Source organism: Peptoclostridium litorale DSM 5388, from assembly GCF_900141635.1.
Taxonomy (GTDB): Bacteria; Bacillota; Clostridia; order Peptostreptococcales; family Peptostreptococcaceae; genus Peptoclostridium; species Peptoclostridium litorale.
The window spans coordinates 21,659-38,578 of record NZ_FSRH01000013.1 but is presented as its reverse complement, the minus strand read 5'-3'; the positions used below and the strand labels follow the sequence as shown (position 1 = coordinate 38,578).

12 protein-coding genes are annotated in these 16,920 nt (G+C 43.0%); 11 read left to right on the top strand and 1 reads right to left on the bottom strand.

The window, feature by feature from the left end; all coding sequences use genetic code 11:
- Positions 1–301 precede the first annotated feature (301 nt).
- From BUQ87_RS11685 to BUQ87_RS11635, 11 genes are all read left to right on the top strand, one after another.
- Positions 302–1,798 (top strand): extracellular solute-binding protein, encoded by a 1,497-nt coding sequence (locus BUQ87_RS11685; RefSeq protein ID WP_159434330.1) that lies wholly within the window; start codon positions 302–304, stop codon positions 1,796–1,798.
- Positions 1,795–3,540: a sensor histidine kinase gene (locus BUQ87_RS11680; protein WP_038262157.1), complete on the top strand. Its 1,746-nt coding sequence runs from the start codon at positions 1,795–1,797 to the stop codon at positions 3,538–3,540. Before BUQ87_RS11685 ends, BUQ87_RS11680 begins: the two co-directional genes overlap by 4 nt.
- A gap of 22 nt (positions 3,541–3,562) precedes the next feature.
- Positions 3,563–5,170 (top strand): response regulator transcription factor, encoded by a 1,608-nt coding sequence (locus BUQ87_RS11675; RefSeq protein WP_038262153.1) that lies wholly within the window; start codon positions 3,563–3,565, stop codon positions 5,168–5,170.
- Between the two features lie 122 nt (positions 5,171–5,292).
- Positions 5,293–5,655: a recombinase family protein gene (locus BUQ87_RS11670; RefSeq protein WP_052635922.1), complete on the top strand. Its 363-nt coding sequence runs from the start codon at positions 5,293–5,295 to the stop codon at positions 5,653–5,655.
- A gap of 163 nt (positions 5,656–5,818) precedes the next feature.
- On the top strand, positions 5,819–7,558 hold the full coding sequence (locus BUQ87_RS11665; RefSeq protein ID WP_038262150.1) for a methyl-accepting chemotaxis protein: 1,740 nt from the start codon (positions 5,819–5,821) through the stop codon (positions 7,556–7,558).
- A 489-nt stretch (positions 7,559–8,047) separates the two neighbouring features.
- Positions 8,048–9,571, top strand: coding sequence for a sugar ABC transporter ATP-binding protein (locus BUQ87_RS11660; protein ID WP_038262146.1), 1,524 nt, complete (start codon positions 8,048–8,050; stop codon positions 9,569–9,571).
- Positions 9,561–10,547: an ABC transporter permease gene (locus BUQ87_RS11655; RefSeq protein ID WP_052635921.1), complete on the top strand. Its 987-nt coding sequence runs from the start codon at positions 9,561–9,563 to the stop codon at positions 10,545–10,547. The genes BUQ87_RS11660 and BUQ87_RS11655 overlap by 11 nt, the downstream gene beginning before the upstream one ends.
- Positions 10,548–10,613: 66 nt before the next feature.
- Complete coding sequence (locus BUQ87_RS11650; RefSeq protein WP_038262142.1) at positions 10,614–11,591, top strand: sugar ABC transporter substrate-binding protein; 978 nt, start codon at positions 10,614–10,616, stop codon at positions 11,589–11,591.
- Positions 11,592–11,684: 93 nt separating this feature from the next.
- Positions 11,685–12,725: an NAD(P)-dependent alcohol dehydrogenase gene (locus tag BUQ87_RS11645; RefSeq protein ID WP_038262139.1), complete on the top strand. Its 1,041-nt coding sequence runs from the start codon at positions 11,685–11,687 to the stop codon at positions 12,723–12,725.
- Between the two features lie 16 nt (positions 12,726–12,741).
- Complete coding sequence (xylB, locus tag BUQ87_RS11640; RefSeq protein WP_038262136.1) at positions 12,742–14,214, top strand: xylulokinase; 1,473 nt, start codon at positions 12,742–12,744, stop codon at positions 14,212–14,214.
- A 313-nt stretch (positions 14,215–14,527) separates the two neighbouring features.
- Positions 14,528–14,992, top strand: coding sequence for a hypothetical protein (locus BUQ87_RS11635; RefSeq protein WP_038262133.1), 465 nt, complete (start codon positions 14,528–14,530; stop codon positions 14,990–14,992).
- Between the two features lie 91 nt (positions 14,993–15,083).
- Here the strand turns inward: BUQ87_RS11635 and BUQ87_RS11630 are convergent, their stop codons facing one another.
- Positions 15,084–16,688 carry a peptide chain release factor 3 gene (locus BUQ87_RS11630; RefSeq protein ID WP_038262129.1) on the bottom strand — a complete coding sequence of 535 codons (1,605 nt, stop codon included), beginning with the start codon at positions 16,686–16,688 and terminating at the stop codon, positions 15,084–15,086.
- Positions 16,689–16,920: the final 232 nt, after the last annotated feature.

Genomic DNA, 16,920 nt, shown 5'->3' with positions numbered 1-16,920 from the left:
GTGTATGAATAGAACCTATAATTTGACTGAATATAGGTGTTATAGAGACAGGGCATGAGGATAATAGGCATTTTAGATATTTTTACAACATAATAAAAGGAACGGCATCTTGAGATGCCGTTCCTTTTATTATGTTGGCAATTGGCAGGTATAATGGTGACAATTGCACTGAAGTGTGTATTTTTAAGGCTCGCCGGGTTATAATAAAATGAGTGTTAACATTATTGAGACACGGATTTATATGGAGCGGGCAGGTGAATACATATTGCACAGTAAATGGAAAATCGGCATGTCAGCCATTATGATTACTATATTGCTAGTAAGCTTTAAACTTGAAAATACAAGCACCATAAATAATGGGGATGCATTGGGAAAAGAGTACGGTGGAATTTCGGCAAGTTTCAAGGAACTCGATATTCCAGAGGGCTATGACATAAGGCAGTTTGAGGGAATGACACTGAGCTTCATAGTTGAAAACAACATATCAGCGAATATATTTTCGCACGAAAGTGAAGAATTTTCAAAGGTTACGGGCATAAATGTAAAGACCAGGGCAATGGACTACGAGACAATGGTAAAAAAGATGAACCTTGATTTTATATCCCAGTCGGGAAAATATCAGATAATATACGTTGATCCATACCAGACTTTAAACAGGTTCCATAGCTATCTGGAAGTTTTGAATCAATACAATGAGAATCCTGACTACCCGCATGTAATGGGACTTGGTGACGACTTTTTCGAAAATCAAAAATACGTGTGCTCGTATTTCGGCAAAAAAGACAGTATATACAGTATCCCTTTCGATAGCACAACCATGATAATGTATTACAGAAAGGACATATTCGAAAAATACAGGGACAGTTTCTTTAAAGAGATGGGCTATGACTGGACGCCGGGAACACCTGATTTTACGTGGAAGAGGTACTGCGAAGTGGCGAAATGGATTGACGAGAATGTGCCCGACAATGAGGTTAAATACGGCAGTGGTCATATGGCACAGGAGCACAATTCCATATTCTGCGACTTTTCAAATGTACTTGCGTCATATGGCGGGGACTATTTTTCAGATGAAGACATAAGCACTCTGGGTCTTGAAAGCTTCGAGCATGTAGACGTTTTGGATGGAAAATTCACACGGGCTCTCGACATGTACAAGGATATAGTGAAGACTTCAGCTCCGGAGAGCGTTAACTGGAATTGGACTGACACTGCGAATGCGTTTAGAAACGGTGAAATTGCAATGATGACGAACTGGGACGAAAACTACTCATATATTGACCACGATTTGCAGTCGAGCGTTCGGGGTAAAGTGGGGTACAGCATACTGCCATATGGAGACGAGAGAAGCGCCAACATATACGGAGGATCTGGAATAGGGATAAACAGATATGCCAGCGAAAGGGAGAAAAAGGCCGCATGGCTTTACATAGTCTGGGCCACTTCAAAGGACATGCAGCTGAAAGTTCTAATGCATCCTGAAGGAGGAAGCCTGCCCACGAGAAAGTCTGCATACAGTGAAGTTGCTCAGAAGTACAAAATGGATGACAATGAGCTCCTTTCGATTGAGGATACGTACCTGAAGCATGTGAAGGCCGTAATGAATGCGTGGGAGAGTCAAAACATATACCTGAGGCCCAAGATATCAAGCTTTTATGAAGTTGAGAGGGTTCTGGTCAAGAATTTGCATGAAATGGTGGAATATGACCGTGATAGTTCAGTTGTGAGCAGGGACATTTATAAGCAGCTGGAGGAGATAAGACGAAAAGAAGCGGAATTAGTGGAGGAAGACAATTGAGGAAGACAGGAGCCTTCAATACGCTAAGATTCAAACTCGGCGTAATGGCAGTAATATTAATTATGATACCAATTGCAGTAATAAGCATAACCTATTCCAAGACGGTCAAGGAAATAATAAAAGACAAATACTCACGGACGGCGCTTGAATCCGTATACGAGACGGGAGAAAAAATAGAATTCATTCTCGATGATGTCCAGGAATTTTCCACAGTGATAATATCGAATGAAGACTTTTTAAATATGCTTAGAAGCCATTCGAAACTCAGCAGGGACAAATACAGGGACGAGCTTAGGGATTTTATAACGCTGAGGGACGACATAGAGGCAATACACCTGTGTCTGGACGGAACGTTTTACCGGATAGGGGCAAAAGAGACTCCACCTCAAGAATTCATATACGACAAGGTGAGGCGGTCTTCAGGCCAGCCAATATGGATACACACAAGAAAGGTCATGGTTGAAATACTCTCGGGCGAGTTTGAAAAGAGATATTTCACTCTCGGGAGAAAGATTGTGGACTTCAACACGCTTGACGAGTACGGCTATTTGATGATGGATTTTGACGAGGTCATTTTGCAGCAGGCGTATACTAACCTTCTCGAGGATGACGGGGCGGACATATTCATAGTAAACGAGGTAGGACGGATAATAAGCCATTCAGACAAGAATAAAATAGGAGAGTCCATAATATTCGAGCCCTATGCCAATGAAATGCTTTCAGACAAGACCGGCTATAAATACATACATTATAATGACGGAATAGACAAAGTGGCAATATACTCGACAATAGAGGGGCATGGCTGGAAAGTTGTAAAAACGGTGTCCACGAGATATCTTTACGGGGAGCTTGACAGGATACAAAGATATCTGGTGTTTGGGGAACTCATATATGTGATTATAATGCTAATATTCATGATAATATTTTCAGTCAAATATACGGACCCTATGATAAGCATGATGGGAGTCATGAAAAGGGTGGAGCAGGGCGATTTAAGCGTAAGGACGGACATAAGGTCAAATGACGAGATAGGAGAGCTTGCCCATAGCCTCAACAATATGATAGAGAAGATGCAAGAGCTCATAGACAGGCTTGTAAGGGAGGAAAAGGAGAAAAAGGAAGTGGAGCTGGAGGCGCTTCATGCTCAGATAAACCCCCATTTCCTGTACAATACTCTCAACACCATAAAATGGATGGCCAAGATACAGGGCAACAAGAGAATAAGCAGCGCAATAACCGCGCTCATAAAGCTGCTTAGGATAAGCATAAACCTCGGAAGAGAAATGATAAGCCTTGAAGAGGAGATAGAGCATGTGAAAAATTATGTGGTTATTCAAAAGTTAAGGTTCAACGAGTCGATAACAGTGGAATTTGACATAGAACCGGGCTGTATTGAGCTTAATGTTCCAAAGCTCATACTTCAGCCGATTGTTGAAAATTCCATAATACATGGAATGGAAGGCGAAGAGGAGGGCATAAACATCAACATAAGGGCTGCAAGGCAAAACGGAAGCCTTATTGTCCAAATAACTGATGACGGGCCCGGCATGGACAGTGATACTCTTGATAACATATTCAAGAGGCGTTCTGCAAAGAGCAGTTTCAGTGCGGTAGGGCTCAACAATGTAAACCAGAGGATAAAGCTTTACTGCGGAGATGAATACGGACTTAATATTGAAAGTGAAAAGGGCAAGGGAACAAATGTGACTGCAGCCCTTGCGGTGAAAGGGCAAAAGAGTTGAGTGTTATAAGAGGATGGTGCTTATGTATAAGGTCTTGATCGTAGACGACGAAGTTCTGGTGAGGGTGGGGCTTAAAACTACAATTGATTGGCAAGCTATAGGATTTACCGTTGTGGCGGAGGCGTCAAACGGGGAGCAGGGATTTGAGCAGTATAAAAAACACTACCCGGATGTGATAATAACTGACATCAAAATGCCTAAAAAAGACGGATTCTGGCTTATAGAGCAGGTACGGAAGAAAAACAAGAATGTAAAGATACTAGTGCTCACATGCTACGACGACTTTGATTCTGCAAGGGAGGCCCTCAGGATTGGGGCTGACGACTATATACTCAAGTTCGAGGTTGAGGACGAAGAGCTCATATCCGTCATGAAGTCCATGAAATCAAGGATTGAGGAGCAAAGCTCTGCGGCGATACAGCAGGAGATAGTCAAAATGAACATTAATGACATGAAGAAGGTACTGCTTGGAGATATGATTGGAAATGGTTTCAAGCTGGACGACAAGACGATAGGCCGCTGCAGCGAAGCCGGTTTTGGAATACATGACACCAGATTCGTGTTTGCAAGCATATCAATTCAAGATGACGGGCTTCAGGGAAACGGGGAAAGGCCTGGGCAAAGAAAGATAAACGATGCAATGGCAGGCATAATATTCGAGAAGCTGTCTGACTCGGGAATTGAGTACATATACAGCAACGAAATAAACAAGTACACGCTTTTAGTGTCTTCTCCAAAAATCAGCATGGTTGAAATAAACAGAATAATAGCGTCGATTCGAAACGCCTCGAACCAGTATTTCGACATATCACTCAGCGTAGTGTATACAGACCCGTTTGACAGCCTGGAAGAGGCGGGGGAGGCGTATGAAAATTTCATACAAAAAGAGCAGATACTTTTTTACGAGAGTGAGAAGTCATTTTTTATAGTCAACACAAGCAACATAAGCTTTTGCGAAGCGGACGTGTTCCACCTTAAAAAGGAATATAACAATGTTTTCATAGAGTACATGGGCCAGGAGAAGCTTAAAAAGCTGGGAGAACTTATATTGCACATGAACGGGCAGTTCAACAGCAAAATGATAAAGCCCGCAGTGGTCAAGATATGGTACTCGGGACTTGTAGGTGACATATTCAAAAACTACGGGCAGCTTTTTTCACAGAGCGAAAAGATAATGCACTACGAGCACTACCACTACGAGATAATAAACTCCAAAAAGCTTGAATCGATAGCCGAGCTGGCGCTTAAATTCATGGAGGACGTTCTTGGGGAGATCAAAATATCTAGATACAAGAATTCGAAGTGGATAATAAGCAAGGCTCTGTATTTCATAGAAAACAACTACGAGCAGAAGATATCGCTTGAAGACGTGGCGTGCGAGCTGAGTCTTTCAAAGCACTACCTTTGCAATGTGTTTAAAAGGGAGATAGGCGAGAACATGTCCCTTTATATAAACAAGCTCAGGATAGAAAAAGCAAAGCAGCTGCTTTTAAAGACGGACTTCAAGATAAAGGAGATATTCGAGGACGTTGGATTCACAAACCAGCAGTATTTCAGCAAGGTGTTCAAAAAAATAACGGGAATGACCATTTCCCAGTACAGGGAAAAGGCAAGGATGAAATCGGAATAGTGGGCAAGTGACATGCAAAAGACCTCCAAGTGCGGAGGTCTTTTGCATTATATGAAACCATGTGGAATGCAGGACATTAAATAAAATTCATATTATGGACATGTGAGGTATGAACCCTCAGGATGTCTGCAAGAGAGATCAACAAGCCTCAGATTCAAGAGCTTCTGGAGTTCGCAAGAAAGGACGACGCAATATATGTCCATGATTTCAGCAGGCTCGCAAGGTCAACAAAAGACTCACTGGATATTGTGGAAGATTTGGAGAGAAAGGGCGTGGAGCTTGTAAGTTTGAAAGAAAACTTGGATACATATACGTTTGTGGATATAGCTGTTTTTAATGTTATCGTACATAAGTTACAGCGCGATTTGTTAAACTTACAACAATTCCATGCTCGTATATCTTCAATCTTTCTATATACTGGAAGTCTTGAATATATCGAAAACCCAACTAGACATAAAATTATTTTTCTGTCTAATTGGGTGTAGGCAAGCCATAATACATAAGTCATCGAAATTTTTAATGATTTTAAATACAAAATTTCAAAAACATATTGGAATATAGTAGACTTTATATTATTGTTAATATAAAGGCTAACTACCCCGTATGGACTGTGTAACCAAAATACATATCAGGAAGGAGTATTATAAAATGTTAAAGATTAAAGCAAGTATCAAGATCAATTTAACAGCATCTATTCTGGCATTGTTGATGTTTTCGTCATTATGCTTAGGAATTCTTTCGGTAGTGAAATCATCAAAGAGTATTAACAACATAATAGACTTTACAATGACATCAAAAATTGAATCGGACATAAATTCAGCACATCTGTATTTAGAAAAGCATTTTAATGAAATCAGTTATAGGGAAGGAGTTTTATTCGATTCAAACGGAAAGGAAATAGAAGGAAGAAATGAAATGGTCGATGAAATTCAAAAATATTTGGGAGACGCTGCAACCATATTTGTAAAAAAAGGTGATGACTTTGAAAGGATTAGCACAAATATTGTAAATAGCGAAGGTACAAGGGCAATCGGTACGCTGTTGGGAAAGGATAGCGATGCATACAGTGATATGGTTAATGGAAAGCGCTATGTTGGAACTGCCGACATATTGGGGAAAAACTACATAACTGCCTATGACCCTATTCTAGATGAATCGGGGCAAATTGTAGGTGTTTTGTTTATAGGGGTTCCAAAATCAGAAGCCATTGAGCTTGCAAACAGATTTTCTGCAGAGCTTAGAAATCAGATTATGAGCGTGGCACTGATTGTTTTAATAATTGGGACCATAGTTGCTTTTTATATTGGGAATTCACTTTCGAGGCCTATAGTAGATTTGGCCGGCATTATTGCTGATGGAGACTATACAAGGAATATACCAGAAAAATTCATTAAAAAGAAAGACGAGTTGGGTGATTTTGCAGGAGCAATAGAAAAAATGCAAAAAGAGGTAAAGCTATTGATGCTCACGGTAAGGAATTCTTCAAAAGAACTGCTTACTTCATCTGATGCTCTTTCTCAAATGTCAAAACAGTCAGCAGAAACAACTTCTGAGATAACAAAAGCTATTAATCAGGTGGCCGAAGGTGCGGCAATGCAAGCGGAAAGTCTTGAAAAAAGTGTGAACTCCGTAAATAATCTGGCAGACAGGATAGAAGAGGTTTCAAAATCAGTGCTTCAAATGGACCAAATGTCAGTTGGCATTAGCGAGTTGAACAGTAGCGGGCTGGAAAAGGTGAAAATTCTGGATGGAAAAGCGAATGCTACAAGGCAGTCGGTAATGCAAATCGAGGGCATAATTATCGGAATAAACGATGCATCGGAAAGAATAGGAACAATAATAGATGCAATAACATATATATCCAGACAAACCAATTTACTTGCTTTAAACGCGGCCATTGAGGCGGCTAGGGCAGGAGAACATGGCAGGGGTTTTTCTGTAGTTGCTGATGAGATAAGAAATTTAGCGGAACAATCGTCAAAAGAATCAGAAAACATAAAAAGCCTTATAGATGATGTTCAAAAGCAGGTAAAGGAGGCTGTTATCGCTGTCAATGAAACCAGCAGTGTGTTGCAGGAGCAAGATAGAGCTGTTATAGAAAATGAAAACATATTCTTTGAAATTTCAAAATCTATAGAATTAATCAGAAAAAAGGTATTGCATATGGATAAGAACACTGAGGAAATGGGAAAAAGCAAGAATGAAATAGTGGGCATGATTGAAACTATAGCGGCCGGCGAGGAAGAATCATCTGCAAGCACTGAAGAAGTTTCTGCATCGACAGAACAGCTGTTGGCTGCTATGGAGCTAGTATCTGAAAGTGCCGTCAATACCAGGAATATGGCTCAAAATCTTCAGGTTGGGCTATCTAAATTTAAAATAGAATGATTAGGAGAGAGTAAAAATTTTTACAAAAATTAAATTGGTTTCAGCACAAAAAAGAATGACTGCATGTGCATTTAAAGTTTCTAAAACCTGTTCTTGAAGAAAATAGAGCTCATTTAGAATCATGGGCGCATGTAATCAGTTATTGGATATAATTTGTCTGGCTTGAATGAAGACTTTCACAATTGCACATGCAATGTGGAGGTCTTTTTTGTGAATAAGTATGTCAGCTTTGGTTATATAAGATGTCACATTGGATTGAAATGCAATGTCATATAGGGCTGTCAGAACAAATGGGACTATTTTTTGTTAAAATAGTTCCTCGAAATATTAAAAAAGTATAAGAAAACAGGGCTTAATTTTTTTTTATGCTTTTTTGAGTAATATTAAATGTGTTCAAATTAATATAATGCATTTATCGAATAAAATTTTAGGGATATCATGAAATAGGTGTTTACAAGAAACGACAGTTGAAAGGAGAAGACAAGAACTATGGGTCAAGAAGTGAAGCTTAGAATTTCAAATATTGAAAAATCCTTTCCTGGAGTCAAGGCATTAGATAAAATCAGTTTTGCCATAAAAAAGGGAACTGTTCATGTGATATGCGGCGAGAACGGCGCGGGAAAATCCACGCTTATGAAGATCATAAACGGGATATACAAGCCTGACTGCGGCCAGATACTCATCGACGAAAAGCCCGTGGAGGTAAAGAATCCGATACAGGCGAGAAGCCTTGGCATATCGATGATATTCCAGGAGCTCAACTACATTCCGGAGATGACAATAGAAGAGAGCCTTTTTGTCGGAAACTGGCCTAAGGACAAGTACGGCAGGGTGGACTGGAGTGAGATAAGAAGAAGGACTCTGGAGCTTTTGGAGAGGGAAAACCTCAAATATTCTCCTGATACAAAGCTAAAGGACCTTACCGTATCGGACATACAGATGCTAGAGATATTAAAGGCCATATCTTACAATTCACAGATAATAATAATGGACGAGCCGACTTCAGCAATCACGCAAAAGGAAGTGGGCGTGCTTTTTGAAAAGATAAACGAGCTCAGATTAAGAGGCACAAGCATAATATACATATCTCACAAGATGGATGAGATATTCACAATTGCCGATGAGATAACGGTGTTCAGGGACGGATGCGTTGTGGATTCAAGGCCGGTTTCTGGGTACGACATGGACACTGTAATAGCCCAGATGGTAGGAAGAAAGATTGAGGGCAATTTCCCAAAAGAGGAAATCGAGATAGGGGAAAACGTAATTGAAGTAAATGGTCTTACAAGTCCGGGCAAATTCAGCGATGTGAGCTTCAACGTGGGCGAGGGCGAGATAGTTGGATTCGCAGGACTCATGGGGGCAGGAAGAAGCGAGGTAATGAGGGCGCTTTTCGGGCTTGACGAATACCACGGCGGAGAAGTTTTCATAAGAGGACAAAAGGCCGACATAAAAAGCGTTAAGGACAGCATAGAACAGAAAATGGTAATGCTTTCCGAGGACAGGAGAAGGTTTGGAATAATTCCTGTCAGGAGCGTTCGAGAAAACGTCTCGCTTTCGAACCTTGAAAAATTCATACACGGGGGAAGGCTTCACGCTGAAGACGAAAACGAGAAGGTTTCGCACTACTGCAGGAAGATGAACGTCAAGACCCCTGATTTTGAGACGTCAATAGAGGCCCTGAGCGGAGGAAACCAGCAGAAGGTGATACTGGCCAAATGGATGCTCACAGATCCCGATGTCCTAATACTCGACGAGCCTACAAGGGGAATAGACGTAGGCGCCAAATACGAGATATACAAGCTCATGAGCGAGTTTGCAAAGCAGAAAAAAGGGATAATAGTAGTATCGTCCGAGCTTCCGGAGCTGATAGGTATGTGCGACAGGATATACGTAATGGCAAAGGGAAGGATCATGGGAGAGCTGACAAAGGACAAGTTCACTCAGGAGAACATAATGAGACTTGCCACAGAGGCAACAGGCATTGAGGAGGTAAATACAAATGCTAAGTAAGAATAAATCGAAAAAATGGGCTGACATAAAAAGCAAATACAGCATTTTCATGGTTCTAGTGGCGCTTTTTGCAGTATGCTGCATAGCAAATGAAAACTTTGCAACGCCAAACAACCTTTCGAACATATCAAGGCAGATTGCAGTAGGAACTATACTTGCATTCGGGCAGACAATACTTATAATATGCGGAATGCTTGATCTTTCATCGGCATCGGTGCTTGCGCTTGCAGGAGTCTTTTCTGTTTCGACGTATGCAGGCACTGGCTCGCTAATGATTGCATTTGCAGTGGCTATAGCTGTAGGGGTGATATGCAACATGCTTAATGGCCTTATGGTCACAAAGTTCAAGGCTCCTCCGTTCATAGCAACTCTTGCCATGATGGCAATGGCGCGTGGAGCGGCCCTTCTTTACACCAACGGACAAAACATATACCAGATAGGGGACTACGTGAAATTTGGACAGGGATCCATAGCCGGAATACCTACCCCTATAATATTTCTTGTAGTGATTCTGCTTATCACTGGATACATACTAAAGCACACCATATTCGGAAGGTCGATATACGCCATAGGTGGAAACGAGGAGGCTGCAAACGCCTCTGGCATAAACGTTGACAGGGTCAAAATGAAGGCGTACATAATAAACGGTATATTCGTCGGAATAGCAGGCGTGATATTCATGTCGCGTGTAAACGGCGGAATGCCAAACGGAGCAGTGGGATACGAGTTCAAGGCCCTTACAGCTGCGGTAATAGGTGGAACAAGCTTTACAGGAGGAATCGGAACGGCGTCTGGAACGCTTGCGGGCGCTTTCATAGTGGGCTTTCTTGACAACATAATGGTTCTTACAGGCGTAAACTCATACCTTCAGCAGATAGTAAGAGGTGCGATAATAGCGCTTGCCGTAATATACGACATATGGGCCAAGAGCAGAAGGACGAAAGGAAAGCTCGGAAACATAGAAAAGGCAAGCTAAAAAGAAGCAGTATTAACATAGAGAAATCTATTTTAATAAAACATTAAAATTCAAGGGGGAATTTAAGTGAAAAAGAAGTGGTTAGCAGTTCTTATGGCCATGATGATGGTAGTTTCAATGCTGTCAGGCTGTGGAGCAAAAGAAGAGGCAAGCAGTGAGCAAAAGGACGGATACAGAGTTGCGTACATAGCAAGAGCTCAGGCTGACTCGTTTGCAGCATGGCTTGCAAATGCAGTTGTAGAGGAAGCAGACAAGTATGAAAACATAAGCGTTGACGTATTTGACGGACAGGCTTCAGACGATACAGAAAACGCTCTAATCGAAAGCGCTATAACAAACAATTACGACGCTATAATAATACAGCCTAACAACGGCGAAGCTCAAAGGCCATACGCTGAAAAAGCTGTGGCTGCAGGAATAATAACAATAACAACAAACGCTCGTATATCGGGAATAGAAGGAGCATCTTCAGTAGACGCAGACCCATACACTCAGGCCAAGGTGAACGCAGACCTTGCAGTTGAGCAAATACCTCAAGGTGCAAAAGTTGTAGTGCTTGAGGGGCCTCCAGGGAACTTCCACGCTGATGAAAGACTTAAAAGCTGGAAAGCGGAATTCTTTGCAAAGCGTCCTGACGTAGAGATAGTTGGACAAGAAATAGCCAACTGGAACAAGGACGAGGCTATGAACTACATGGAGACATGGGTACAGGCTAACGATAAGATAGACGCTGTAATAGCAATGAACGACAACATGGCAGCAGGAGCCCTTGAAGTTGTAAAAGACAACTCACAGTACGACGGAATACTTGCCTACGGTGTTGATGGAACTGCAGAAGCGTGTCTTCTGATACAAGATGGAAAAATGACTTCTACAAGCCTTCAGAGTGCTTACGCTCTTGCAGAAGCTCTACTGGACACATCTAACAAGCTTCTTACTGGAGAAAAGGAGCAAATAGACATAGACATAGACTGCCCTCTAATAACAACAGACAATGTTGCAGAGTATATAGAAATGCACAAAAAGGCAGGAGCTATAAAATAATAGTGTAAAACATCCATTGGTACATGAACCCGCAGAGGTCATGTACCAATTTTGGTAGTGCAGAATAAATAATGAAAACAGGGAGGCTATATAATGGAAAACAAGGCTTTTTTCATGCAGGGTACAAACAACATGGTGGTTAAAGATGTTCCGGTTCCGCAGGTGGGAGAAAAGGACGTTCTTATAAAGGTTGACGTGGTAGGAGTGTGCGGTTCTGACGTTCACTACTATCAGCACGGCAAAATAGGCGATTTCGTTGTGGAGGGAGACTTCATATTGGGCCATGAATGCGCAGGAGAAGTTGTCCGAATCGGAAGCGGAGTGAACAATATTGCAGTCGGAGACAGGGTTGCCCTTGAGCCTGGAAAGACATGTGGAAAGTGCGAATTCTGCAAGACTGGAAAGTACAACCTGTGCCCTGATGTGGAGTTTTTCGCGACTCCGCCGTATCACGGAGTACTTCAAAACTATGTGATTCACCCGGAGGACATGTGCTTCAAGCTTCCAGAAGGGGTTTCAAATGCGGAAGGCGCGCTTGTCGAACCTCTTGCGGTTGGACTTCACGCGGCTGACCAGGGAGGCGTAAAGCTTGGGGATACTGTTGTGATATTCGGCTCTGGCTGCATAGGGCTTGTGACTCTCCTGGCTTGCAAGGCAAGAGGTGCTTCAAACATAATACTTGTAGACGTTTTGGAAAACAGGCTCAAAACTGCGAAGAAACTTGGGGCTACAAGCGTTATAAACGCGAAAGAGGCAAATGTAATAGAGGAGATAGAAAGGCTTACAGGCGGGAAGATGGCCCATGTTTCAATAGACACTGCGGGAGCAGACATAACAGTGAAGCAGACTGTGGACGTTATAATGCCTGGAGGATGCATAGTGCTTGTGGGAATGACTCCTAAGGACGAGGTGGAGTTCAACTTCATGAAGCTCATGGGCAAGGAAGGCGAGCTTAAGACAATATTCCGTTACAGAAACCTTTACCCTGTTGCAATAAACGCAATCGCAAGCGGAGCGATAAACGTAAGGGACATAGTGAGCCACGAGTTTGACTTTGAAGACACTAAAAAGGCATTTGACTTTGTTTCAAACAATGCAAGCGACGTTGTAAAAGCTGTAATCAATATCAAATAGGCTGGGAGAGAAGCATATGTATTTTATAGGCATAGATCTTGGGACTACATCTGTAAAAATAATCGCAGTGGACGAAAATGGAGCCGTGGCAAAGTCGGTGAGCAAGGAGTACCCTCTTGACCTTCCGAAGCCTCTTTGGTCTCAGCAGAGTCCAAATGACTGGTGGGATCAGACCATTTCAGGCCTAAAGGAGCTTTTGGGCGGAATGGACAAGAGCATGGTGAAGGCTGTAAGCTTCAGCGGACAGATGCATGGAATGGTCACTCTTGATGAAAACGACGAAGTGGTAAGGCCTGCAATACTTTGGAACGACCAGAGGACTGCAAAGGAATGCGAATACCTAAACGGCCAGATAGGACAAAGCAAGGTTTCAAAGTGGACTGGGAACATGGCGCTTACGGGATTCACGGCTCCAAAGGTCCTTTGGCTTAAAGAGAATGAGCCTGAAAACTTCGAAAAGGCCAAAAAGTTCATGCTCCCCAAGGACTACCTGGCGTACAAGATGTCAGGAGTTTTCGCATCGGACATGTCCGACGCGTCGGGAACGCTTTACCTTGATGTAAAGAGCAGAAAGTGGTCCAAGGGCATGATGGAAGTGCTTGGAGTTACACAGGAGCAGCTGCCGAAGCTTTACGAATCTTACGAGCCTGTCGGAACCATAAGGGCGGAGCTTGCAAGTGAGCTTGGACTTTCAAATGACGTGAAGGTTGTAATAGGCGGCGGAGACCAGGCGGTTGCAGCTGTCGGCGGCGGAGTAGTTGGAGACGGAGCCTGCTCGGTTTCGCTTGGAACTTCGGGAGTAGTTTTCAGCTCGACTGACAAGTTCTTCGTGGACGGAAGCAACAGCCTGCACTCGTTCTGCCATGCAAACGGAAAATACCACCTCATGGGCGTTACTCTTGCGGCGGCTGCGTCGCTTAAGTGGTGGGTGGAGGAGATAAACAAGTCTTCTGACTACGACGGACTTCTACAAGAGGCCAGCGGAACTAAAATAGACGACACGATATTCTATCTTCCGTATCTTATGGGCGAGAGGACTCCTCACAACGATCCAAGCTGCAGGGGAACGTTCATAGGAATGGACATGACCCACAGCAGGGGCAACATGACCCGCGCAGTCCTTGAAGGCGTTGCATTTTCGCTGAGGGACACTTTCGAGATAATGAGGGACATGGGAATCGACATAAGCGAGATAAGCATAAGCGGCGGGGGATCGAGCAGCCCGCTTTGGTGCCAGATAATGGCCGACGTGCTCGACGTTAAAGTGAACAAGCTTCAGGCGAACGACGGGCCTGCATACGGCGCGGCGATACTTGCAGCCGTTGGATTCGGGCTGTTTGATTCCGTAGAGGACGCGTGCAGGGAGCTTATAAAGGTCAAAGAGAGCATAGAGCCTGTGAAAGAGAATGTCCAGCTTTACAACGACAAGTACGGCAAGTTCAAGAGGATATATCCTGCTACTAAGGAGCTTTTCAAAGAGCTGGTGTAAAGGGGTGTAGTTTTTGGCCTTATGAGAGTGAAACGTGGAAGTAACAGCATAAAAGAGTACTAGCAAGTGAATAAAGATAAAAGAAAAACAGTATAAGAGCAATATCAAAAGATTGAAAAAGAACAGACTAAAAAGGGGAAGCCCTGCACTGAGCGTGCAGGGCCTCCCCTTTTGTTTTGAATTCTATTGCTATTAGGCTTTCTTATAGAATATATCCGTTTAATGATATTTTACAATTTGAGTAAATGCCAAAACTAATTATATAATAATAGTATAAATAGTGTGAAAAAATCAGCATATGGAGGTGCTTGCTTTGGATTGGGACTTTTTAAGAAGCTGCGATTACAAAACAAGGGAAACTCTCCTCAGGGGAGATTTGACTGGGGAAAAGTGCAAAGTGCTCGACAAGTACGGTCTTACTTCGAATTCAAGGCTTTACTGGGAAAAAATTCAGGAAAAATACCCTACTCAAGAATATTTTTCTCACAAGCTTGCGAGAAAATCCACTGTTATAGGGATGATATTTCACATACACAGGCTCTGCTTTGCGAAGGTGAAGTATTTTGAAAACAATTGGGATGACTATGAGCCGTGCAAGTACATATGGGACCAAGGCGGTTTTGTTAATTGCGAGCTCTACGATATGGAAGCCATAAGGCAGAAGGCGACGGGAATAGTTATAGACCTTAGGGATCTTGCAAGAATAAAATGGCTTCGAGACTTCCATGCAATGTGTACACATCTGGAGCAGAAGAAGGAGGAGGCTGTTGCAGCGTAAAAGATTAGCAAGCCATAAGAGATAAGTAAAGCCCATGGAAAAATTCCATGGGCTTTTAATTGCTTGTCTATACATTTGATTTAAAGTGCCGTTAGTCAACCCTCGAAGTCTCTCTAAGCACAAGGCCTTCGTTTCTCTCAAGGACATTTCTTACAGACCATTCGTTTTGAAGAAGTATAACCGGGTTTTGGTCCTTGTCCTCAAGAACTACCGTGTCCATTGCAAGCGAGAATCTTGTGTAGTTGAAGTTCTCCATTTCAATCCAACGGATATGGCCGTATGGAAGCTTGTGCATCAGTATGTCCACGCCGTACTCGTTTTTAAGCCTGTATTCAAGGACTTCGAACTGAAGCACGCCGACAACCCCTACTATAAGCTCCTCTACTCCGGTGTTGGGACGCTTGTAGACCTGTATAGCCCCTTCTTCCGAAAGCTGGCTTATCCCCTTCAGGAACTGCTTTCTCTTCATAGAGTTCTTTGCAGATATCGTGGCGAAGTGCTCAGGCGCAAACTGTGGAATCCCCTTGTACTTGAGCCTTGACTGGTCCTGGCACAGGGTGTCCCCTATGTTGAATATTCCAGGGTCGTGTATTCCTATTATGTCTCCAGGATACGCGGAGTCCACTATCACACGGTCCTGGGCCATGAACTGCTGAGGCTGTGAAAGCTTTATCTTCTTGCCCTGCTGGACGTGGTTTACAGCCATTCCCTTTTCGAATTTGCCCGAGCATATTCTAAGGAATGCAATTCTGTCCCTGTGGGCAGGGTTCATGTTTGCCTGTATTTTGAATATGAATCCTGAGAAGTTGTCAGACTCCGGATTGACTTCTCCCAGGTCGCTCATTCTCGCCTTGGGAGGAGTGGTTATGTCCAGGAACGACTCCAAAAACGGCTCGACGCCGAAGTTTGTAAGGGCGCTTCCAAAGAATACAGGCGTGAGGTTTCCTGCGAGTATCTCGTCGATATCGAAATTGTCGCCCGCTATGTCAAGAAGCTCTATGTCGCTTAGAAGCTGCTCGTGAAGCGACTGGCCAAGAAGCTCTGTGAATTTTTCGTCCGATATGTCGCCTGTTGTAGACTGCGCTATCGCCTGACCGTGGTTTCCGTCGTTGAAAAGCTCAACCTGGTTTTTGTGGCGGTTGAAAACCCCCACAAATTCCTTTCCAGAGCCTATAGGCCAGTTGACAGGGCATGAACGGATCCCAAGCACGTTTTCTATGTCCTCAAGAAGCTCGAAAGGGTCCCTTCCCTCGCGGTCCATCTTGTTTATGAATGTGAATATTGGGATTCCCCTCATCTTGCAGACCTGGAAAAGCTTTTTGGTCTGGTCTTCGACACCCTTTGAGCAGTCGATAACCATAACGGCGCTGTCCGCCGCCACTAGTGTCCTGTATGTGTCCTCACTGAAGTCCTGGTGTCCCGGAGTGTCTAGTATGTTGATGCAAAAATTGTTGTACTCGAACTGGAGAACACTCGATGTTACGGATATTCCCCTTTGCTTTTCAATCTCCATCCAGTCTGAAACGGCATGCTTTTGGGACCTTCTCGATTTTACGGAGCCTGCTGAACGAATAGCTCCACCGTAAAGAAGGAATTTTTCGGTTAGAGTTGTCTTTCCGGCATCCGGGTGGGATATGATGGCGAAGGTTCTTCTTCTTCTGACCTCGTCAACAAAGTTAAAGTTTTTTTCTGACATTATAATCTTCCTTTATTTTAAAATTTATATTTACAGTCAATAGGCAATAAAAGTGCATTCTTATTGAGGATATCCTTTTATTGAGAAGATGTCAATTCCTATTGGGGAGATTGGACATATTAAAGAAAGATTTATTTTTGAAAGGCTATGTTGACTGATGTGTAGTATCTGGAATCAGAGGGGTTGCGGAAGAATGCCAGGAGTTTCAAGCTCTTGCAAAAAGTGCATGTGT